Origin of the sequence: Celeribacter indicus, assembly GCF_000819565.1 — a bacterium.
Classification (GTDB): Bacteria; Pseudomonadota; Alphaproteobacteria; order Rhodobacterales; family Rhodobacteraceae; genus Celeribacter; species Celeribacter indicus.
The window spans coordinates 897,911-917,913 of record NZ_CP004393.1 but is presented as its reverse complement, the minus strand read 5'-3'; the positions used below and the strand labels follow the sequence as shown (position 1 = coordinate 917,913).

23 protein-coding genes and 1 tRNA gene are annotated in these 20,003 nt (G+C 66.7%); 13 read left to right on the top strand and 11 right to left on the bottom strand.

The genetic code is table 11. The features are described from left to right. The first annotated feature begins 180 nt into the window (after positions 1–180). The 3 genes from P73_RS04685 (at position 181) to P73_RS04675 (ending at position 2,881) form a co-directional block, all read left to right on the top strand. Entirely contained in the window at positions 181–2,082 is a 1,902-nt protein-coding gene (locus P73_RS04685; RefSeq protein ID WP_043868681.1) for an acyl-CoA synthetase, read from the top strand. A 148-nt stretch (positions 2,083–2,230) separates the two neighbouring features. After that, complete coding sequence (locus tag P73_RS04680) at positions 2,231–2,482, top strand: NfeD family protein (RefSeq protein ID WP_043868680.1); 252 nt, start codon at positions 2,231–2,233, stop codon at positions 2,480–2,482. Between the two features lie 201 nt (positions 2,483–2,683). Next, positions 2,684–2,881 (top strand): hypothetical protein, encoded by a 198-nt coding sequence (locus P73_RS04675; protein ID WP_043868679.1) that lies wholly within the window; start codon positions 2,684–2,686, stop codon positions 2,879–2,881. Positions 2,882–2,928: 47 nt separating this feature from the next. Here the strand turns inward: P73_RS04675 and P73_RS04670 are convergent, their stop codons facing one another. The 3 genes from P73_RS04670 to P73_RS04660 form a co-directional block, all read right to left on the bottom strand. Beyond that, positions 2,929–3,651 carry a formylglycine-generating enzyme family protein gene (locus P73_RS04670; protein WP_245629232.1) on the bottom strand — a complete coding sequence of 241 codons (723 nt, stop codon included), beginning with the start codon at positions 3,649–3,651 and terminating at the stop codon, positions 2,929–2,931. A 46-nt stretch (positions 3,652–3,697) separates the two neighbouring features. After that, the gene (gene nirK, locus P73_RS04665) at positions 3,698–4,921 is read right to left on the bottom strand and encodes a copper-containing nitrite reductase (RefSeq protein WP_043868677.1); all 1,224 of its coding nucleotides are present in this window, start codon (positions 4,919–4,921) and stop codon (positions 3,698–3,700) included. 75 nt (positions 4,922–4,996) lie between these two features. Further along, complete coding sequence (locus tag P73_RS04660) at positions 4,997–5,425, bottom strand: pseudoazurin (RefSeq protein WP_043868676.1); 429 nt, start codon at positions 5,423–5,425, stop codon at positions 4,997–4,999. A gap of 153 nt (positions 5,426–5,578) precedes the next feature. Here P73_RS04660 and P73_RS04655 point away from each other — a divergent pair, with 153 nt between their 5' ends. Beyond that, complete coding sequence (locus tag P73_RS04655; RefSeq protein ID WP_139267134.1) at positions 5,579–6,307, top strand: Crp/Fnr family transcriptional regulator; 729 nt, start codon at positions 5,579–5,581, stop codon at positions 6,305–6,307. On the opposite strand, the gene P73_RS04650 is transcribed toward P73_RS04655, so the two are convergent. After that, positions 6,255–6,506, bottom strand: coding sequence for a DUF1858 domain-containing protein (locus P73_RS04650; protein WP_043868675.1), 252 nt, complete (start codon positions 6,504–6,506; stop codon positions 6,255–6,257). The two genes, P73_RS04655 and P73_RS04650, sit on opposite strands and share 53 nt — an antisense overlap. 122 nt (positions 6,507–6,628) lie before the next feature. Here P73_RS04650 and P73_RS04645 point away from each other — a divergent pair, with 122 nt between their 5' ends. Genes P73_RS04645 through P73_RS04615 form a run of 7 tightly spaced genes read left to right on the top strand, consistent with a single transcriptional unit; the run spans position 6,629 to position 12,760 of the window. Next, on the top strand, positions 6,629–7,081 hold the full coding sequence (locus P73_RS04645; protein ID WP_043868674.1) for a c-type cytochrome: 453 nt from the start codon (positions 6,629–6,631) through the stop codon (positions 7,079–7,081). Between the two features lie 10 nt (positions 7,082–7,091). Further along, entirely contained in the window at positions 7,092–8,441 is a 1,350-nt protein-coding gene (locus P73_RS04640) for a cbb3-type cytochrome c oxidase subunit I (RefSeq protein WP_043868673.1), read from the top strand. Positions 8,442–8,444: 3 nt separating this feature from the next. Further along, complete coding sequence (locus P73_RS04635; RefSeq protein ID WP_043868672.1) at positions 8,445–9,239, top strand: CbbQ/NirQ/NorQ/GpvN family protein; 795 nt, start codon at positions 8,445–8,447, stop codon at positions 9,237–9,239. A gap of 9 nt (positions 9,240–9,248) precedes the next feature. Then, positions 9,249–11,141: a nitric oxide reductase activation protein NorD gene (locus P73_RS04630; protein ID WP_043868671.1), complete on the top strand. Its 1,893-nt coding sequence runs from the start codon at positions 9,249–9,251 to the stop codon at positions 11,139–11,141. A gap of 1 nt (position 11,142) precedes the next feature. Beyond that, positions 11,143–11,316 carry a hypothetical protein gene (locus P73_RS04625; RefSeq protein ID WP_043868670.1) on the top strand — a complete coding sequence of 58 codons (174 nt, stop codon included), beginning with the start codon at positions 11,143–11,145 and terminating at the stop codon, positions 11,314–11,316. Further along, positions 11,313–11,537: an NnrT protein gene (locus P73_RS04620; protein ID WP_043868669.1), complete on the top strand. Its 225-nt coding sequence runs from the start codon at positions 11,313–11,315 to the stop codon at positions 11,535–11,537. The genes P73_RS04625 and P73_RS04620 overlap by 4 nt, the downstream gene beginning before the upstream one ends. Before the next feature lie 11 nt (positions 11,538–11,548). Next, entirely contained in the window at positions 11,549–12,760 is a 1,212-nt protein-coding gene (locus P73_RS04615) for an NnrS family protein (RefSeq protein ID WP_043868668.1), read from the top strand. On the opposite strand, the gene P73_RS04610 is transcribed toward P73_RS04615, so the two are convergent. Together P73_RS04610 and P73_RS04605 are read right to left on the bottom strand one after the other, a co-directional pair. Then, positions 12,757–13,878, bottom strand: a complete 1,122-nt coding sequence (locus tag P73_RS04610; RefSeq protein WP_043871385.1) for a cytochrome-c peroxidase — start codon at positions 13,876–13,878, stop codon at positions 12,757–12,759. The two genes, P73_RS04615 and P73_RS04610, sit on opposite strands and share 4 nt — an antisense overlap. A 127-nt stretch (positions 13,879–14,005) precedes the next feature. Next, positions 14,006–15,442, bottom strand: coding sequence for a UbiA family prenyltransferase (locus P73_RS04605; RefSeq protein ID WP_043871384.1), 1,437 nt, complete (start codon positions 15,440–15,442; stop codon positions 14,006–14,008). 193 nt (positions 15,443–15,635) lie between these two features. Here P73_RS04605 and P73_RS04600 point away from each other — a divergent pair. Further along, positions 15,636–15,709, top strand: a tRNA-Gly gene (locus P73_RS04600). 231 nt (positions 15,710–15,940) lie between these two features. Here the strand turns inward: P73_RS04600 and P73_RS04595 are convergent. The 5 genes from P73_RS04595 to P73_RS04575 form a co-directional block, all read right to left on the bottom strand. Further along, positions 15,941–16,345 carry a PaaI family thioesterase gene (locus P73_RS04595; protein ID WP_043868667.1) on the bottom strand — a complete coding sequence of 135 codons (405 nt, stop codon included), beginning with the start codon at positions 16,343–16,345 and terminating at the stop codon, positions 15,941–15,943. Positions 16,346–16,509: 164 nt separating this feature from the next. Further along, entirely contained in the window at positions 16,510–16,815 is a 306-nt protein-coding gene (locus tag P73_RS04590; protein ID WP_043868666.1) for a DnaJ family domain-containing protein, read from the bottom strand. After that, positions 16,815–17,276 (bottom strand): GFA family protein, encoded by a 462-nt coding sequence (locus tag P73_RS04585; RefSeq protein WP_043868665.1) that lies wholly within the window; start codon positions 17,274–17,276, stop codon positions 16,815–16,817. The genes P73_RS04590 and P73_RS04585 overlap by 1 nt, the downstream gene beginning before the upstream one ends. Positions 17,277–17,344: 68 nt before the next feature. Then, the gene (locus tag P73_RS04580) at positions 17,345–18,910 is read right to left on the bottom strand and encodes a bifunctional metallophosphatase/5'-nucleotidase (RefSeq protein ID WP_043868664.1); all 1,566 of its coding nucleotides are present in this window, start codon (positions 18,908–18,910) and stop codon (positions 17,345–17,347) included. A 122-nt stretch (positions 18,911–19,032) separates the two neighbouring features. Next, positions 19,033–19,638, bottom strand: coding sequence for a TetR/AcrR family transcriptional regulator (locus P73_RS04575; RefSeq protein ID WP_043868663.1), 606 nt, complete (start codon positions 19,636–19,638; stop codon positions 19,033–19,035). Between the two features lie 77 nt (positions 19,639–19,715). Here P73_RS04575 and P73_RS04570 point away from each other — a divergent pair, with 77 nt between their 5' ends. Beyond that, complete coding sequence (locus tag P73_RS04570; protein ID WP_043868662.1) at positions 19,716–19,946, top strand: putative antibiotic biosynthesis monooxygenase; 231 nt, start codon at positions 19,716–19,718, stop codon at positions 19,944–19,946. Positions 19,947–20,003: the final 57 nt, after the last annotated feature.

The window sequence follows — 20,003 nt, the reverse complement described above, 5'->3', positions numbered from 1 at the left end:
CAGCGCGCAGGAGACCGCCCTTTCGGCTGACGTGGCGTCGGCCGCGCGGCGGCGCGCGGTGACGCTGCGTTCGGGGCCCTCTGCGCAGTCTTGAACCGGCCCCGGATTGCGGGGAAGATATCCCGCAGGAGACGCGCCGGGCCGCAAGGCCTTGACGCGGCAAGGGGAGGAGAAGAGCAGATGCCACAGGATTTCAGTTCGCTCGAGGCGCGCAATGCCATCGACGCAGAGATGCCGTGGGAGGCGCGCGACGTTCCCAGAACGATCTATGCGCGGCTGAAGAAGACGGCCGAGGCCTTTCCCGACCGCCCCGCCTTTTCCTACCAGATCACCTCCGGCCCCAGAGACAGGGCAGAGACGCTGAGCTGGCGCGAGACGCTGTTCAGGACGACGCAGGCCGCCAACATGTTCCGTGCCCTCGGCATCGGCGAGACCGATGTCGTCGCCTATATCATGCCGAACGCCAACGAGACGCTGCTCACCTTCCTCGGCGCCATGGTCGCGGGGATCGCCAACCCGATCAACCCGCTTCTGGAACCCGAGCAGATCGCGGCGATCCTGCGGGAAACGAATGCGAAGATCGTCGTCACGCTGAAGAGCTTCCCGAAAAGCGACGTCGCCCAGAAGGTCGCCGAGGCGGTCCGCCACGCGCCGAACGTGGGGACGGTGCTCGAGGTCGATCTCCTGCGCTACCTCACACCGCCGAAACGCTGGATCGTGCCCCTCATCCGGCCGAAGAACCCGACAGCCCTCGCCCATCACGCCGATCTGCTCGACTTCAACGCCGAGCTTGCGAAACATCCGGGCGACCGGCTGACCTTCGAGGACGTGCAGCAGGACCGCGTGGCGGCCTACTTCCACACCGGCGGCACGACCGGCATGCCGAAGGTGGCGCAGCACAAGTATTCCGGCATGATCTACAACGGCTGGCTGGGCGGCACGCTCCTGTTCACCGAGCGGGACAATATCATGTGCCCCCTGCCGCTCTTCCACGTCTTCGCCTGCCAGGTGATCGTGATGAGCCAGCTCGCCTCCGGTGCACACGGCGTCTATCCGACCCCGGCGGGCTACCGTGGCGAGGGCGTGTTCGACAATTTCTGGAAACTCTGCGAGCGGTGGAAGATCTCCTTCATCATCACCGTGCCCACCGCCATTTCCGCGATGATGCAGCGCAAGGTGGACGCGGACATCTCCACCGTGCGCATGGCCTTCTCCGGTTCCGCCCCCCTGCCCGTCGAGCTCTACAAGCGGTTCGAGGCAGCCGCGGGCGTCGAGATCGTGGAGGGCTACGGACTGACCGAGGCGACCTGTCTCGTCTCCGTCAACCCGGTCGGCGGACGGAAGAAGATCGGCTCCGTCGGCATTCCCTTCCCGCATACCGACGTCAAGATCCTGCGCAAGACACCCGAGGGGCCGGTCGAATGCGGCGTGGACGAGGTCGGCGAGATCTGCATCGACAGCCCCGGCGTCTTCGAAGGCTCGACCTATACCGAGCGCGACAAGAATCACGACCTGTTCCACCACGACGTCTACCTGCGGACCGGCGATCTCGGGCGGATCGACGCGGACGGTTATCTCTGGATCACCGGACGTGCCAAGGATCTGATCATCCGCGGCGGGCACAATATCGACCCGGCGGAGATCGAGGAGGCGCTCTCCGGCCACGACGCCGTCGCCTTCGCCGGCGCGATCGGACAGCCTGACGCCCATGCCGGCGAATTGCCCTGCGCCTATGTGGAACTCGTCGACGGCGCCTCCGTGACCGCCGAGGAGCTCATGGCCTACGCCAAGATCCACATCCACGAACGCGCCGCGATCCCGAAACATATCGAGATCCTCGACGAGTTGCCGAAGACGGCGGTGGGCAAGGTCTTCAAGCCCGACCTGCGCAAGCGGGCGATCACGCGGGTCTACGACGATGCGCTCGAGAAGGCGGGACTTTCCACGCGTGTCGTCTCCGTCATCGACGACAAGAAACGCGGCCTCGTGGCACAGCTCGATCCGCAGACGCTGACGCAGGCCGATCGCGTGGAACAGGTGCTCGGGCAGTTCACGACGCCCTGGGAGCCGCGCCCGGAGTAACCCTTCCTTCCGACGGGGTCTGATGCTCCGGCGGATAAGCGGATGTTAAATATGGTTAACAAATGGAGATCGACGACATAAGAAAGGATGTGAAAATCGCATATATTTGACGCCTGTTAAACGATTCAGGCGTAAATCTGGTGACGTTATGCTGCTTGGTCTCATTATCTTCTCGATCTGCGTAGGCGCGATTGCTGCGCTGGTCGCCGTGTTCCTCGGTTATTCCTGGTGGGCTATCCTCTTGATTTACGCTGTGAGCACCTTCCTCGCCGGCACGACGCTGGCGGTGGTGCTCGCCGTGGCGCGGCTGGGCAGACGCAAATCCCGGCCCCGCGACACGTCCTCGGACGCCGAGGCGTCCGGCACCCGGTCCGGCCATCCCGAATCGCGCCGCTCCTGACCGTTTCGCTCCGCAAGAGCGGTCTCCCAAGGTCCCGGCGCCCCTTTCCCCTCCCCTCTGGCATCATGTGCCGTAACGTCATTTTCTCGATTTCCGCCGCGATTAACCCGGTCTCAACCTTTGGCGGCCATATTCGCCCTGTGATCGGCACCTGGCGTCCCGATACCGACATCGCTCCGACAGAAAGACAGGAAAAGGCTCATGGTCCTTGGTCAGACACTCATTTCCGTCCTCTTCGCAGCCGCCTTCTCCATCGCGGGCGGCGCCATCGGCATGCCGTTCCAGGTCGCAGCCCTGGCCTATCCGCTGGTGGGCGCCGCCACGCTGACGCTGCTCGTGACAGGCTGCTATGCAAGGCTGCGGGGGGAGAAGCTCGCAGCCTTCGGCCCGCCCATGTGAGTCCGCGCTGCCGGACCCGCTACCCCGCGCCCACGGCTCCCCCTGCCTCAGTCGCTCACGGCGGCGTCGGTGACGAGGCGCAGGCCGAGATGGGCGGGCGGGCTGCCGACGGCACAGCCCCCGCGCGCGGGATCGCGCACAAGAAACGGGATCGCCGCGACATGCTCCCCGCCGACGAAAAAGGCCGGGCACCGGTCCGGACCGGGCACCACGCCCCCGTCGCCGGCAAAACATTCCGACGTCCATTCCCACACCGACCCGTCGAGATCGGCGACCCCTTCCGGACTTACGGCGAAACTGCCGCTCGACCGCAGCCGCCGGGGCGCCAGGCCTTCGGTCAGATAGGCCGAGGCCCAGCTGAGCGCCGGATCGGTGAAGATCGGCTCCGGCGCCTCGGGGAGAACCTCCCTCGCCATGTGCTCCCATTCCGAAAGCGTCGGCAGGCGAAACGCATGGCGGCTGCGGCCATTGATCCACTCCAGGTACTGCATCGCGTCCACATGGCTCACCCCGGTCGCGGGCGTGAGCGCGGGATCGGCGCCCGCCGGTGCGCGGATGGCGAGCGCGCAGGCCCCGCTGTCGTGGCAGGCGCTCCATTCGGCGACCGTGACCTCGTATTTCTGGACGAAGATCCGGCGCCCGTCAGGCAGCACCACCGCATGTTCCGCCATCGCCGGCACATAACGCGGGTCGGGGCCGCGCAGGAACTCCCGCGCGACCCCGAGGAGGGCAGCCGCCGCCACGCAGAGCACCAGACCGGCGAGGGACAACCGAACGGCTCTCTTGCTGAAGGCGGACATGGCGCATGCCCCCGGCTCAGGTGTCCATGCTCCGCGGCGCGGCAACCTGTTCCATCAGGGAGTTGTCCCATTCGCCCTCGACGACGAAATGGGCAGTCGCGCCAAGCAGCGAGGCCTCGATGAGATTGTGGTTCACATAGGCATAGACCCCCGGCTGGCGGAACCGGTACATCGACGCCCCGGCGGAGCCGCCGCGGATGAACCAGCTTTCGAGCCCGGTCTGCGGCGCATCCGAGAACGACCCCGCCTCCCAGACGTAATCGCCGTGACCGCCGATCAGGTGCGGACGGGTGTCGCGATTGGCCTGGTTATGGATCATCAGCACCATGTCGCCCACCTTCGCGCGCAGGGCGTTCTCGCCGGTCAGCGCGCCCACCGATCCGTTGAAGACCGAATGCGTCGGCGTCAGCGTGCGCATCGCATCGAGGCTGTCGGCATAGTCGTCGCCCGCGAGCTCATAGGTCCTGAACGCGCCGGTTTCGTCGACCGGCAGGTAGAAATCCTGCTCCCCGATATAGGCGATGCTGTCGTAGACGAGCCGATTGCCGTCGCGGTCCTTCAGCCCGTCGCGGGGCAGCACCATCAACGCGCCGTTCATGCCATGGGTGACGTGATAGGGGATCATCGCCCCGCCCGGCGCGCAGTGATAGGTGAAGACGCCGGGTTTCGTCGCCTTCCAGCGCAACACGGTTTCCTCGCCGGGAAAGACATGGGTCAGCCCGCCGCCGCCCAGCGCCCCGGTCGAGGCGTGGAAGTCGATATTGTGCTCCATCATCGAGGCGTCGGGGTTGCGCAGCGTCAGCTCGACATAATCGCCCTCATGCACGATGACGAGCGGACCGGGCACGGAGCCGTTGTAGGTGAGCGCCCAGATTTCCGCGCCGGTGTCCTCGTCGACGGTCAGGAGCACCTCCTTCGTTTCCATGGTGATCTCGACGATCTTCGGTCCGCCCTGCGCCACCTGGTCATGGACCGGGGCAAAGGGCGGAGCGACGAGTTCCTGTTTCACGCGGGTATAACCCGACAGGTCGACCTGCGGTGCGGCGGCCTGCGCCTGTGCCTCGGCCTGAATGAATCGCGGGGCGACGGCACGGGACGCGGCGAGCGGCGCGGATTTGCGCACCGGCGCGGCCATGGCCGAATGCGCGCCGACCGCGGCGGCGGCACCGGCGAGCAGCGAACCGCGCAGCACATTGCGGCGGTTTGTCCTGACGAGACCGGGATTGATGTAACTGGTCATGTGACCCTCCAAGATATTCAGAGTTGTTTTTGTCTTGTGCGTAGGGTCGTTTTCGTTGTGGTTGTCGGAATGTGGTCAGAGATGGGAAAGCTGCGCCTCGAAGCGTTCCTTTGCCTTCTTCGGAACGCAGCCTTCGAGCAATCCCTCGGGCGCGGCGGCGGCATCGCCCACGGCGATGGTCATCACCATGCCCATGGCATAATGCGGCTTGCACATCACGGCATAGACGCCTTCGGTGTCGAGCGTGACGTCGAAAGCTTCGTTGATCTTCCCGCCGAAGGCGCTGGCGCCCTCCGGGATCATTCCGTCGAGGCTTTCGGCATTGTGGCCCTTGTCACTCGGCACGAAGCGGATCGTGTCACCCGGCGCGGCCTGAACGAAGGCGGGCTCGAAGACCATGCGGTCCTCGCCGCTCCTGTTGAGCATATGCACTTCGACGACGCCGGCGCTGGCGGCACTTCCCAGGAGTACGGCGACGAGGGTGGAAATCACGGGGCGGAACATGTTTTGTATCCTTTTCTTCCTATCCGTTCGCGCCCTGTATAGACCTGCGGCATATCGCGAATTTGCGTTGGCACAAACTTCGTGCAGTATTTTCGCGCCCGGCGGCGCAAGGAGGCGTTGGACGGGCGGACCTGGCTGTGCTTAGAGGGAGCCATGAACCCGACCAGCGCCCGCAAGACCCTGCCTCGCCTCGACGAGAGCCTCCTGAGCCACCTGCCGCCCTTTTCGCGGCTGGATCGGCGGCAGGTGCGCGAAATCCTCGATCTCGCAAGCGTCCGCCGCCTCGACGAAGGTGTCGCCGTGTTCGAGGAGGGCGCGCCGGCGGAGCGATTCTACATGCTGCTCGACGGCTATATCCGCGTGATGCGGATCACCCCGACCGGCGAGCAGGTGATCGCGCTGCATATTCCCGCCGGGCAGTTGTTCGGCATCGCGAAGGCGATCGGGCGCGACACCTATCCCGCGACCTCCGTCACCGCCTCGGAGGCGCTCGTGCTGAGCTGGCCGATGCGGGTCTGGGACGACTTCGTCGCCCGCTACGAGGGCTTCGCGACGGAGACTTACAAGACCGTCGGCCAGCGGCTCGGCGAGATGAACACCCGGATCGTGGAAATGGCGACGCAACAGGTGGAGCAGCGGGTCGCGAACGCGCTCCTGCGGCTCATCAACCAGACCGGTCGCAAGGTCGAAGGCGGGATCGAGATCGACTTTCCGATCACCCGCCAGGACCTGTCGGAAATGACCGGCACGACGCTGCACACCGTGTCGCGCCTGCTGAGCGGGTGGGAAAAGGACGGGATCGTCGCGAGCCGGCGCAAGCGGATCACGGTCACGGATCCGCACCGTCTCGTGCTCGTCTCGCAGGGGCACGCGCCGCGGTGATCGCGGCGGCCAGCGCGGCGGTGAAGGTCTCCCGCCCAAGGCGATATTCGGCACAGGCGTCGTCGATCGTGTGAAACGGGCTCACCAGGCATCCGACGCACAGCATCCTGTGACGCAGGAATACCTCCACGGTCGCGGGATGGCGCGCCATCAGTTCGGCAAGCGTGAGGTCGGGTGCGGTCAGGGCGTCATGCGGCATGGGACCTCCTCTCTTCGCACACCCTGCCACCGCGAAAGCGCCGGAACGTTGTGCTGGCGCAAACTTCCTCTCCGCCCCGCACGGTAGGGCTCGGGTCATCCGAAGACCAAGAGAGGCCCGACATGGCTGAGATTCTGACCAAGGCGCGCGCGCGCAACATCTTCTACGGAGGCTCCGTGTTCTTCGTCGTGGTGTTCATCGCGCTCACCGCACAGAGCCACAAATACATCGTGGACACGTCCACCGCCGGACTTCCGCTGACCGAGCAGGTCGCGCTCGGCAAGGCGGTCTGGGAACGCAATTCCTGCATCAACTGTCACACGCTGCACGGCGAGGGCGCCTATTTCGCGCCCGAAGTCGGCAATGTGATGACCCGCTGGGGCGTCGCCGACGACCCCGAAGGCGCCTTCGAAATCCTTCAGGGATGGATGGAGTCGCAGCCCTCCGGCATCGAGGGCCGCCGCCAGATGCCACATTTCGAGCTCACCGAAGAAGAGATCCGCGCCCTCGCGGAATTCCTGCGCTGGGCCGACCACACCGACACGCAAGGCTGGCCGCCGAACGAGGCAGGCTGAGGAGATCCCGATGAAATACCAGTCTCAATCCGTGGCGAAAGCCTATTTCTACTGTGCGATGGCGCTGTTCGGCATCCAGGTGCTCGGCGGGCTCCTCGCCGGCTGGATCTACGTTTCGCCCAACACGCTTTCCGAAATCCTGCCCTTCAACGTGATCCGCATGATCCACACCAACGCGCTGATCGTCTGGCTCCTGCTGGGCTTCTTCGGCGCGGCCTATTTCCTTGTCCCGGAGGAGGCCGAACGCGAACTCTTCTCCGTCAGGCTCGCCTATCTCCAGCTCATCATCCTGGTGGTCGGCACGCTCGGTGCGGTCCTCTCCTACCTCATGGGCATCCATGGCGGGCGCGAATTCCTCGAGCAACCGCTCTGGGTGAAATTCGGCATCCTCGTCGCCGCGGTGATCTTCCTCGTGAACATTTCCCTCACCGTCCTCGCCGGGCGCAAGACGGCGATCACCAACGTGCTGCTGATGGGGCTGTGGCTCCTGTCGCTCCTGTGGATCTTCGCCTTCATCAATCCCGAGAACCTGTCGCTCGACAAGATGTACTGGTGGATGGTCGTGCACCTCTGGGTGGAGGCCACATGGGAACTCGTGATGGCCGCGATTCTCGGCTACCTGATGCTGAAACTCACGGGCGTGGACCGCGAGGTGGTCGAGAAATGGCTCTACGTCATCGTCGCCACCGCGCTTTTCTCCGGCATTCTCGGCACCGGCCACCATTTCTACTGGATCGGCACGCCCGGCTACTGGCAATGGCTCGGCTCGGTCTTCTCCTGCTTCGAGGTCGTGCCCTTCTTCCTGATGATGTCCTTCGCCTTCATCATGGTCTGGAAGGGACGGCGCAACCACCCGAACAAGGCCGCGCTGCTGTGGTCGCTCGGCGCCTCGACGGTCGCCTTCTTCGGCGCGGGCGTCTGGGGGTTCCTGCACACGCTGCACGGCGTCAACTTCTACTCCCACGGCACGCAGATCACCGCCGCGCACGGCCACCTCGCCTTCTACGGGGCCTATGTCGCGCTGAACCTCGCGGTCTTCACCTACGCCATGCCGATGCTCAGGAACCGCGCGCCCTACAACCAGGTGCTCAACATGGCGTCCTTCTGGCTGATGACCGGCGGCATGGCCTTCATGACCTTCGTCCTGACCTTCGCGGGCACGATCCAGACGCATATGCAGCGCATCGTCGGCGCCTATTACATGGAGGTGCAGGACAGCCTGTCGGTCTTCTACCTGATGCGGTTCGGCGCGGGGGCCGCGGTGGTGATCGGCGCCCTGCTGTTCATCTATTCCCTCCTCGTCGTCCGCAAGCGCGAAATCATCGCGCCGGGCACCGCGACACCGCTGGCGGGAGAGTGAGAGATGAGCTTCGATCTGTCCCGGCCCCTGCCCTTCTACCGCCCGACCGGCCGCGAATGCGAGCTGTTCGAAACCGCCCATGATCACGGCCTGCCCCTTCTGCTGAAGGGGCCGACCGGCTGCGGCAAGACCCGGTTCGTCGAATACATGGCCGCGCGCCTCGGCAAGCCGCTCTACACGGTCGCCTGCCACGACGATCTGTCCGCCGCCGACCTGATCGGGCGCCACCTGCTCAAGGGCGGCGCGACGGAATGGGTCGACGGTCCGCTCACCCGCGCTGTGCGCGAGGGCGCGATCTGCTACCTCGACGAGGTGGTGGAGGCGCGCAAGGACGTGACCGTGGTGCTCCACCCGCTCACCGATTCACGCCGGACGCTCATGATCGACCGCACCGGCGAGGAACTCGCCGCGCCGCCGGGCTTCATGCTCGTGGCCTCCTACAACCCCGGCTATCAGAACGTGCTCAAGCGGCTGAAGCCCTCGACGCGGCAGCGCTTCCTGTCGCTCTCCTTCGACTTCCCGGCCGCGGAGACGGAGGTTTCCGTCATCGTGGAGGAAAGCGGCCTGCCCGCCGCCCGCGTCGCGCCGCTCGTCCGCCTCGCCGGGCACATCCGGGCGCTGTCGGGGATGGATCTCGAGGAAGGGGTCTCCACCCGTCTGCTGACCTATGCCGCGCGCCTCATGGCCGCGGGCATGGGTGTGGACGAGGCCCTCGACGTCGCGATCGTCGAACCGCTCAGCGACGAGCCGGACGTGCAGCAGGCGCTGCGCGACCTCATCGCCGCAGTCTATGGATAGGAGAGTGCCATGCGTCTGATGGACCTGATGGAACCGGAGGAGACGGTCGGCAATCTCTGGCACGGGCTGATCGAGGGGATGGGCGCGCAGCCGACTCACCCCGAGGCCGCCATGCGGCTCGCGGATCTGCGCCCGTCGCTCGCGCTGCTCCTGCGGGCCCTCGGGGCGCGTGCGGGCGTGGAGATCGTCGAGGCGCCCGCCACCCCCGTCCGCCATCGCACCGCATTGCGCCGCAGGATCGGATCGGGGCGCGAGAGCGAACATGTGGCGGCTTTCGACGGGGAGCGGTTGCGTCTTCCCCCATGTCTCGACCTCTTTCCCGAGGCACGGCTCAACCGCGCCGCCTATTTCTGGCTCACGGCCCTTGCGGCGGTGAGCGCGGAGGCTTTTCCCGACCTGCCCGAGAGCGACGGCCCTGCGATGGATTGCGCGCAGATCCGGGCCAATGCGTTCGCATGCGACCGCGCCTATCGTCTCTGTCCGGGGCTGCGGACCTCCTATCGCGATCTCGCCAGGCTGTCGCTCGCCCTGCGCACCGACCTGCCCCGCCCCGCAGCGGAAGCGGCGATGGAACAGGCCCTGCGCGACCAATTGGCGACCCGTCCCGGAGCAACGCAGCCCGCGGCGGAGACGGCCGGTCGCTACATGCCCCTCGCGCCCGTGCCGATCTGGCTGCGCTTTCTCCGCCGCGATGCGGGACCGGCCGCCGACGGGACCGAGGAGGAGGCCATGACGCCACCCCCGGCAATCGCGACCACCTCGCGCAAGCGGGCGACGCGCCGGGACCTCGACCAGACGCGCCGCAACGACGGCTTCATCATCCACCGTTTCGAAGCGATCCTGTCCTGGGTCGAGGCAATGAACCTCAATCGCTCCGTCGACGACGACGAGGACGACAACGCGGCCAAGGCTGCGGAGGACCAGGAGGAGATCGCGCTCACCCGCCACGACCGCAAGGCCGCGAGCCGGCTGAAGCTGCATCTCGACCTCTCGCCCGCCGACGCGCTGCACGAGGCGCTGGCGGGCTCCCATGTCTATCCCGAATGGAACCACCGCACGCGCAGCTACATGGAGGGCCATGTGCGTGTCCTCGACGCGCCTGCCCGCCCGGACGGCACCGGGAGCTTTCGCGCCGATCCCCGTCAGATCCGCGCCGTGCGGCGCCAGTTCGAAACCCTGCGCCCGCGTCGCCTGCTGCGCCCGCGCCAGGTCGACGGCAGCGAGATCGACCTCGACGCGCTGATCTGCACCCGCGCCGATCTCCTGGCCACGGGACGCGGCAGCGACCGGATCTGGCAGGAGGCACGGCAGGTGGAGCGCGACCTCGCCGTCGCCTTCCTCCTCGACACCTCGCGCTCAACGGAGGCCGCCATCGGCGACACATCGGTGATCGACGTGGCGCGCGCGGCGATGTCGGCACTCGCCTCCGGCCTCGATGCGGCGGGCGACCGCTTCGCGATCTGGGGGTTTTCCTCCCTGCGCCGCGACCGGGTGTTCCTGACGCGGGTGAAGGATTTCGCGGATCCGATGGGGGCGCCGGTGCTCGACAACATCGCCGCGCTGCGCCCCGGCCACTACACCCGCCTCGGCGCGGCGATCCGCCATGTGGGCGCGGAACTGGCCAGGGAGACGGCCGCGCGCCGGCTTCTCATCGTGCTGACCGACGGCAAGCCCAACGATCTGGATCATTACGAAGGCCGGCACGGGATCGAGGACAGCCACATGGCCGTGCGCGAGGCGCGCCGCGCCGGTCTCACGCTCCATGGCGTCATCGTGGACGAGGACGGGCAGGACTGGTTCGCGCGCATCTTCGGGCGCGGCGGCTTCACCCTCCTGCCCCATCCCGGACGCCTCACCCGCGCCCTCCCCGACATCTATCGCAGCCTCACACAGGAGACCTGACATGCGGCTTTTCATCTTCCTCGCCCTCCTCGCACCCGCCCCCGTCCTCGCCGCGTCCTTCGACCGGCCGATCCCGCAGGCGCAATCGGCCACGGCGGAACTCTGGTTCGCGCTGGCCTCGCTCGCGCTTTTCGCCGCGCTCGTGGCCGTCGCCCTTCTGGTCGCCCGCCGATGACCCGCCCCTGGTCACCCCTGCTGATCGCGCTCGTCCTCTATCCGTTCGGCTGGGGCGCGGCGGCGATCAACCTCTTCTTCGCCTCGCTCATCGGCTCCTGGCTCGGCACGCCGGTGGCCACGGCCCCCGTCGCGATCGGGTTCGGCGCGCTCGTCGCCCTGCCCGCGACCTATATATTCGCCTGTCACATCCGGCGCCTCATGGACGCCGCAGAGGCCTGAAAGGAATTCCCATGCCCGCTCTCACCTCCGCCGAACGCATGCGCCGCTGGCAAGGCCCCGCGATCCTGTCCTTCGGCTTCCGGCCCTTCTTCCTGTTTGGCGCGCTCTGGGCGGGGGTCGCGATGCTGCTCTGGATCCCTGCGCTGTCGGGCGCGCTCGACCTGCCCTCCCGGCTCGATCCGGTGAGCTGGCATGCCCATGCCTTCCTCTTCGGCTATCTCGGCGCGGTGGTCGCGGGCTTCCTGCTGACCGCCGTGCCGAACTGGACCGGCCGGCTGCCCGTCACCGGCGGTGCGCTGGCCGCACTCTTCGCGCTCTGGGCGGCGGGACGGTTCGGCATCCTCTTCTCGGGCCTTGTCCCCTTCGGCACCGTCGTCGCGCTCGATCTCGCCTTTCCGCTCGTGCTCGGCGCGCTGATCCTGCGCGAGATCGCGGCGGGAAAGAACTGGCACAACCTGCCGGTCCTCGGACTGCTCGCGACCTTCGCCCTTGCCGACCTCCTGTTCCTGCTCGAGGCGGCACGCGGCGGGGTTCCCGCCGACGGCGCCGGTATGCGGCTCGGCCTCGCCGCCGTCCTGATGATGATCGCGATGATCGGCGGACGGATCATCCCGTCCTTCACCCGCAACTGGCTTGCGAAGACACAGGATCCGGCCCGGCCCGCACCGCCGATGCAGCGGTTCGACAAGGCGGTGCTGCTCTCGACCCTGCCCGCGCTGGCGCTCTGGGTGGTGCGGTCGGACGCGCCGCTCACCGCGCTGGCGCTGATCGCGATCGGCGTGCTGCATCTGCTGCGCCTCGCCCGCTGGAAGGGCCCGCATACGCGCAGCGAGCCGCTGCTCGCCGTGCTGCATGTCGCCTATCTCTTCCTCCCGCTCGGCGCCTTCGCGGTCGCGGCGGCGATCCTCGCGCCCGCCGTCATCCAACCCACCGCCGCGCTGCATCTGTGGACGGCGGGCGCGGCCGGCGGCATGACGCTCGCAGTCATGACCCGCGCCTCGCTCGGCCATACCGGGCGCCCGCTGACAGCCTCGCGCATGACCTCGGCGATCTACCTGGCGATCCTGCTCGCAACCCTCCTGCGCGTCGCGGCCGGAATCGTGCCGCTGATGCTGCTCACCCATCTGTCGGGCGGATTCTGGTGCCTTGCATTCCTCGGCTTCGCGGCGAGCTACGGACCGATGCTCTGCACGCCGCGGCGGGCAAGGGCTGAGCGCGCCTAATCCTCGAGCAGGTGCTCGTAGCGCGCATCCGTCAGCGTCTTCATGAAGGCCACGAGCGCGTCGATGTCCCGGTCTTCGAAAGCCGGCCCGGTCTCGAGCTCCTCGAGCGACAGGTTCTCCGGCACTTCCGGCGGAAGGAAGGGCTCGCCGGTCTCGGGATTGATCTTCCGCGCCTCCGATTTCGTGTTGTAGGTGTTGTAGAACAGCACGACCGTGCGCAGATCCTCGAACACGCCGTTATGCATGTAGGGCGCCGTCACCGCCACATTGCGCAGCGTCGGCACCTTGTAGCGCCCGGAAAGGCCCGGCCGCCCCTCCACCGCCGCGTTCTGGCCGAGGCCGAGATCCACGAGCCCGACCCCGCCGTTCATCTCGCGCAGCCCCGTGTTCTCCGGCACGCCGATATTGTGGTATTCGTAATTGGTGAAGGTCTCCCCCTCCATCCCCGCGCGCGGGTTGAGCTGATGGCAGAGGTTGCAATTGGTGAACTGCTGGGAAAAGAACAGCGTCTCGCCCAAAAGCTCCTCGCGCGTCAGCTCCGCCTCGCCGCGCAGGTAGCGGTCATACTTGCTGTCGAAGGGCGAAAACAGGTCGGTGCGCTCGAAGGCGGCGATCGCCTTCGTCATCGCCGCATAGGCTTCGTCGTCGTCGTCGAAGATCTCCTCGCCGAACAGATCCCGGAAGGCCACGACATAGGCCGGGTTCTCCTCGAGCCGGTCGACCACATCGGCGGAGGAGGCCATGCCCATCTCGATCGGGTTGAGCGGCGGGCCGCCCGCCTGCTCCTCGAGCGTCGCCGCGCGCCCGTCGAGGAACTGCCCGCCGGCAAAGACACCTTCGGAGACCTCGGAGAAGACCGGCGCGAAATGCGCATAGGTGGCGGTGGGCGCGTTGCGGTCGCCCATGGACAGGCCGTCATCGCCAAAGGACGCGGGCCCGCGCGGGTCGGCAAAGGCGCTTTCGGGATCGTGGCAGGTGGCGCAGGACTGGGTCCGGTTCTTCGACAGGTTGACGTCGAAGAACAGCGCCTCGCCCAGATCCTCCAGCGTCGCAAGCTCCTCCGCCGCGACCGGCAGCGCCGCAAGCGAAAGCGGGAACAGGAGGGCGAGGGTCTTCATCGTCATCGTCGCGGGGGGCCTTATGCGGGACTTTGGCAAGCCACCATAACCGACTGTTTCGCTCAGACTTGGGCCCGGCGTCAATGGCACCGGGGCAAAACGTGATCGCCCCGCCCGCGACAGATTGTCAGCCCAGCGCCCCGCCGAAGGTGAAGCCGATGACCAGCAGCCCGCAGATCCGCGAGATCCGGTCCCTGACGGCGAAGACGATCGGATCGTCATCCATCTCCCCGCGATGGGTCGTCATGACGATCCAGCTCACCCAGAACAGGAGCACGAGACAGATGCCCCAGAGCGCTGCGGGATTGGCATAAAGCACGGCAACAGCGGGAGAATTCATGTAGAGCGCGAGAACGAGCACGGAGATATAGCCCGCGGCCAGCGCCATCTGCGAGATGATCGAAAGGTCCTCCACATGATAGCCGCGCCCGCTCGCGCCGAGCTTCCCGGCTTTCGCACTGTCCACGAGTTCCGCCTGCCGCTTGACCGCGGCGAGCGAGAAGAACAGGAAGATCGAGAAGGCAAGGAGCCACACCGAAAGCGGCACGGCGGCGGCCACCCCGCCCGCGATGAGGCGCATCGTGTAGAGCCCGGCGAGGACACAGATGTCGATCACCATGCGGCGCTTGAAATAGAGCGAATAGCCGGTGGTCATCGCGTAATAGCTCAGCATCACGAACAGGAACAGCGGCCCGAGCGCGAGCGACAGCAGGACACCCGCCGCGAACAATCCGCCGGCAAGCCATGTTCCGTGCGCAAGCGGCAGGCGACCCGAGGCGAAGGGCCGGTTGCGCTTGCGCGGATGGGCGCGGTCGGCGGCGAGGTCGAGCAGGTCGTTGAGCACATAGACGGAGGAGGCCACGAGCGAGAAGGCCGCGAAAGCCATGAGCGAAGCGAAAAAGGCACCGACGGTGAGCTGGTGGCCGAGCAGCATCGGAAGGAAGACGAGCAGGTTCTTCATCCACTGATGCGGGCGCAGCGCCTTCGCATAGGCGGCCGGATCGCGCCGTGCGGTGCCGATGTGCCCGACCTCGACCGGCAGCGCCTCCACCCGCCTCCGCAGCGCGGCCGGCGCGTTCACCGTCACCGCCCGTGCCGCGCCGGCCCAGACAGGGAGATCCGCCGCGTGATCGCCGAGGTAGACATAGCCGCCCGCGCCGTAGCGTTCCACGAGAAAGGCCGCCTTGTCCGCGCCCTTCAGGTTATGTCGGCCGTCGGAGGCATGGACTTCGTCGAACAGGCCGAGATGGGCCGCGATCCGGTCCGCGATCCCCCGATCCGACGCGGTGACGAGCGCGGTCGGACAGCCCTCGGCCCTTGCGGCGCGGAGGCAGGCGAGCACCTCCTCGTCATAGGGCAGGCTCGCGACCTCGACCGCGGAGGCCTCGGCGAGCGCGCGCTTGAGCGCCGCCTTCCCATGCGCCAGCGCGCGCAGCGTGCCGAGGGCGGACGGCCAGTCCTTCGAAGCGGCGGACCAGAAGCTTTCATGGAGCATATCCGACCGGACCAGCGTCCCGTCGAGATCCACCGCCAGAACCGGGCGGGGCAGGCCTGCATCGCTCACGTCGTCGTCCTCGCTTCCCCGCGCACCGTTTCCCGGCGCGCCCGTCTTTGGCGCGAGAATGCACAACCCGCACCGTCCCGCAAAGCGCGAAACGGCCGGCAGCCCGGTTTTCCCGCGCGAGAGGGACATATCCGTCACGCGGTTTCGGCTTGACCCTCCGCGCGCGCTGACATACCAACGACGACGACCGAGCGCGGGTATGGTGAAATGGTATCACACGAGCCTTCCAAGCTCTTGGTGCGGGTTCGATTCCCGCTACCCGCTCCACGGTCCCTTCCCCTTCCCTCTCCCCGGACATCCGCCGTCCCGACCCCACCGCGCCCGCGCGTGCTCATGTCCTCCGGGCCGAATACCGGGACACCGAAAATGGGCGGTTATCCTTGAAAAGGAGCTTCGCGTGGTGCCGCATGGTCAGCCGAGATGGTCTGTTTCCCGGTGACGATTGAACAGATCACCGATACAGCCTGCGGCCGCACCGAATCCAACATCATGAATGCGTCAGACGCCGCGCTTGCGGAAGGTGCCCACCGCCGTCGCGATCAGCTCGCCCGTCTCGTCGGTGAGCCGCCCCTCGGTGAAGAAGGTGCGCGCCCCGCCTCCGGTGCGCCGTCCCTCCGCGATGAGCCGCTGTCCCTTCGGCCGTGAGAGATAGTTGACGGTCATCGACAGGGTGAGCGTCATCTGCCGATCCTCGAGCCGTCCGGTATAAGCGCCCGAATATCCCATGGCGGTGTCGAGCATCGTGGCGTAGATGCCGCCATGCGGAATGCCGGAGCGATTCAGCAGGACGGGGGTGATCTCCGCCTCGACCTGCGCGAAATCCTCCGTCCAGGCGGTCTGACGGATGCCGAGATGCCGCAGGACGGCGGAAGGCTCTTCGATCCGGTCATCCCTGTCGTTCATATGTGTCGCTCCTACGCAAATTCATCGCCTGCGGTTCTCCGGCGGACAGATCTTCTGCCGCGGAAGCCCTCTCGGACCTTGCCACGCAAATGGCGGACCATCGGCGGCAACTTGCCGCGTGGCCCCGCGATCTGCAAGCGGGCAGCCTCAAAATGGCGCGACGCTCACCGCTGCGCCTTCCGCGCGATGTCGATCCGCGCCTCCATCATCGACATGGCCTTCAGGATCTCATGGCGCTGCGTGCGGTCCCCGGTTTCGCGCAACTCCGCACGCAGCCTGTCGAGCTCGCGCTTGAGCGACACGAATTCCGGCACGCCGCCGTTTTCCCGGATCACCCGGCTCAGCAGCGCATTCTCGGGATCCTCCTCACGCGGCAGCGGCTTGCCCGCGCCCGGCAGGTTGTCGAACTCGCCCCGCGCCTCCGCCTCGGCGATCTTCTGGTTGATGAGGTCGATCAGCGGATGGTCCATCACGCCTCCCGCGCCGCCCGGAACCGGGCGAGGCTTTCGGGCGGCCAGACCTCCTTCGGGGAATAGAAGCCCTCGAAGACGCGCGCGCCTTCGGGCAGCACGACCCAGGGCAGCTTCGTTTCCGTGAAGATGTGCACGTCCGGCACGATCCCGGCCCGCTCGTCCAGCACGCCCGCGCGGACGAAGGCGAAGGCCGCGCCCGAGCCCGCGTAATGCGACCAGAGCGCGACATGGCAGGTCGGACAGCGCGCGACCCTCTGGCCCTTGCCGGAATTGGACGGCGTCACGACCATTTCCGGCGCGCCGGAGACCATGGAGATTTCCGAGCTTTCCACGTAACAGTTCACCGCAAAGGCCGATCCCGTCTCCCTCTGGCACCAGGTGCAATGGCAACAATGCACGATCAGCGGCGGCGCCGTCACCTCGAACACGATCTCTCCGCAGGTGCAGCTCCCGCGCATGTCAGGCCTCCCATGGAAAACGCCCCCGATGATCGCGGGGGCGCGGGGAATTGTCCAGAGAGCGGCGCTCATCGCACGGTGATGCGGCCGTCCGTATAGGGTTCGTAGGGCGCGTTCTCGATAAGATAATCCGCCAGGACATCCGCGAGGTCGGGACCGAAGTCATAGGCATTCGCGGCGTCGATGAACATGGAATAGCCGTCGCCGCCGTTGCGCACGTAGTTGTTCGAGACCACGCCATAGGTGGCTTCGGGGTCGATCGGCTCGCCGCCGACCGTCACCTCGGAGATCCGGCTGCCCGCCTCGGCGGAGGGATCGACGGTATAGGACAGCCCCGCCACCTGCGCGAAGCGGCCTGCGCCCTCCTCCATCTGCGACGCACCGTTCTCGAGCGCCTCGACGACGGTCGCACCGCTCACCTCGAAGGTCGAGAGCGTGTTTTGGAAGGGCAGCACGGAGAGGATGGCGCCCATCGTCACCTCACCCGCGGGAATGGACGCGCGCAGACCGCCGCCGTTCTCGATCGCGATCTGGATCCCCTGGTCCTTCACCCGCTCGAGCATCGCATCGGCGACGAGCGTCCCCATCTCGCATTCGACCGCACGGCAGCTTTCCCGCGAGCCGTCGATCTCGGCGGCAGCTTCCGCCACCACCTTTTCCTTCAGCTCGTTGATCGGACCGGCCAGTTCGGCCACGCGCGCCTTGATCTCCTCGTCCTCGGCGACGGAGGCATCAAGCAGGATCGGCTCACCATTGACCGAGATCAGCGTGCCGACATCGTCGAAGGTCAGCACGAGATGGCCGAGATATTTCGAATAGGCATAGGCGGAAACCACCGGCACCTCGCCGACCATGGTCGGATAGGCCATCGCGCCCTCGATCTCGTTGGAGAAGAGCGTATGCGAATGCCCGCCGACGACCGCGTCGATCCCAGCGACGCTCTCCGCGATCGCAAGGTCCTTGGTCACGCCCACATGGGTGAGCGCGATGATCTTGTTGACGCCCTGCTCCTCGAGCGCGGCGACATCGGCGGCGAGGCTGTCGGCCTCGTTCTGGAAGATCACGTTCGGACCGGGGCTCGAGGTCTCGGGCGTGTCCACGGCGAGCGCGGAGATGATGCCGATCTTCTCGCCCCCCACTTCGAGGATCGTGTAATCCTCCACCTTGTCCTTGAGCACGTTCGACTGGCTCACATCGAGATTGCCGGAGATCACCGGGAACCCCACCGTGTCGATCAGCTTGAGCGTGCCTTCCGGACCGTCGTCGAATTCGTGGTTGCCGAGCGCCATCACGTCATAGCCGATCTTCTCCATCATCTCGGCTTCGACATCGCCCTTGTAGGTCGTATACATGAGCGAGCCCTGGTACTGGTCGCCCGCGTCGAGCAGGATCACGTTCTCCCCGTCGAGCTCGTCGCGCAGTTCGGAGACCTTCGTCGCGAGACGGGCGTAGCCGCCGAAACATTCCCCCGCCGCGTCCTCCTCCGCCGTGCAGGTGTTGTCATATGCGCTGATCGGCTCGATCCGGCTGTGCAGGTCGTTCGTATGCAGGACATGCAGCGTGTATTCCGCATGCGCCGCGCCGGCGAAAAGCGCCATGGAGGCGGAGGTCATAAGAAGAATGGTCTTGAACATGTCTGGCCCCTGTTGACTGATGCTCCAACCCTGACGAGAGTTGATCGCGGAGTCAAAGCCTCTGACCCGCCCCGGCGCGCAATCGTCGCGTGCCGGCGACCGGTGCCGGCCCACCGGGCAGGTCACGCCGGGGCGGCAATCCATCCGCCGACCACCGCATGCGCGAGATCGTCCGCCTCCGCCGGGTCGAAACGGCGCGTCAGCAGGCGCATCCAGGCCATTGCCACGACCGTCTCCGCGAGACGGCGGGAGTCGACGCCGGGGGCGAGCTCCCCGCGCGCCCGTGCCCGTTCGATCACCGCCGTCGTCGCCGCGAGCCGCTCGAGCCGGTACCCCTCGAGCGCCTCGGCCACGTCCGCGTCATATTGCGCCTCCGCGATGATCAGGGCGAAAAGCCCGCCTTCCGGCCGCGCCCAGAGCGAAAAGAGGTGGCGGTAGAAGGCTGCGACGGTGTCGATCAGGCTGCCCCCCTCCTCGTAGACGTAGCCGCCCTTCGCCCGCTCGTAGACCGCCACGATCAGCGCGCCCCGGTTCGGCCACCATTTGTAGAGCGTCGCCTTCCCCGCGCGCGCGCGTTTCGCCACCGCCTCCATCGTGAGGCCACGGGCGCCCTTTTCCGCGACCAGCGCCGCCGCGGCGTCCAGGATCGCGGCTTCGGTCGCCGGATTGCGCCGCGCACCGATCGAACGCCTCTGCGGCTTTGCACAGAGCCCTGTGTTGTTTGACACAGCTTTCCTCCCTTTACATATCGGAACGCATCGTTCATATGTGCCAACGAAACGCGCCGTTCCGTTTGGAGTACCACATGTCCGCGACCGCCGCCAGCCCGTCCCGAAAACCCTCCCGCCTCCGCTTTGCGCTTTTCGTGTTCGCCGGGGTGTATCCGCTCGTCACCTTCCTCATCTATGTGCTCGCGCCCTTCACCTCCGGCTGGGCGATCTGGCAGCGCAACCTCATCATGGTGCCGCTGATCGTGCTCGTGATGAATTTCGCGATCATCCCCTTCATCCACACCCGCTGCCGTCGCTGGATCTGAGGGCGCGCGCCCACATGCCCCATTGACCGCGCCTGCGCGACAGGGCATCCCGATCCC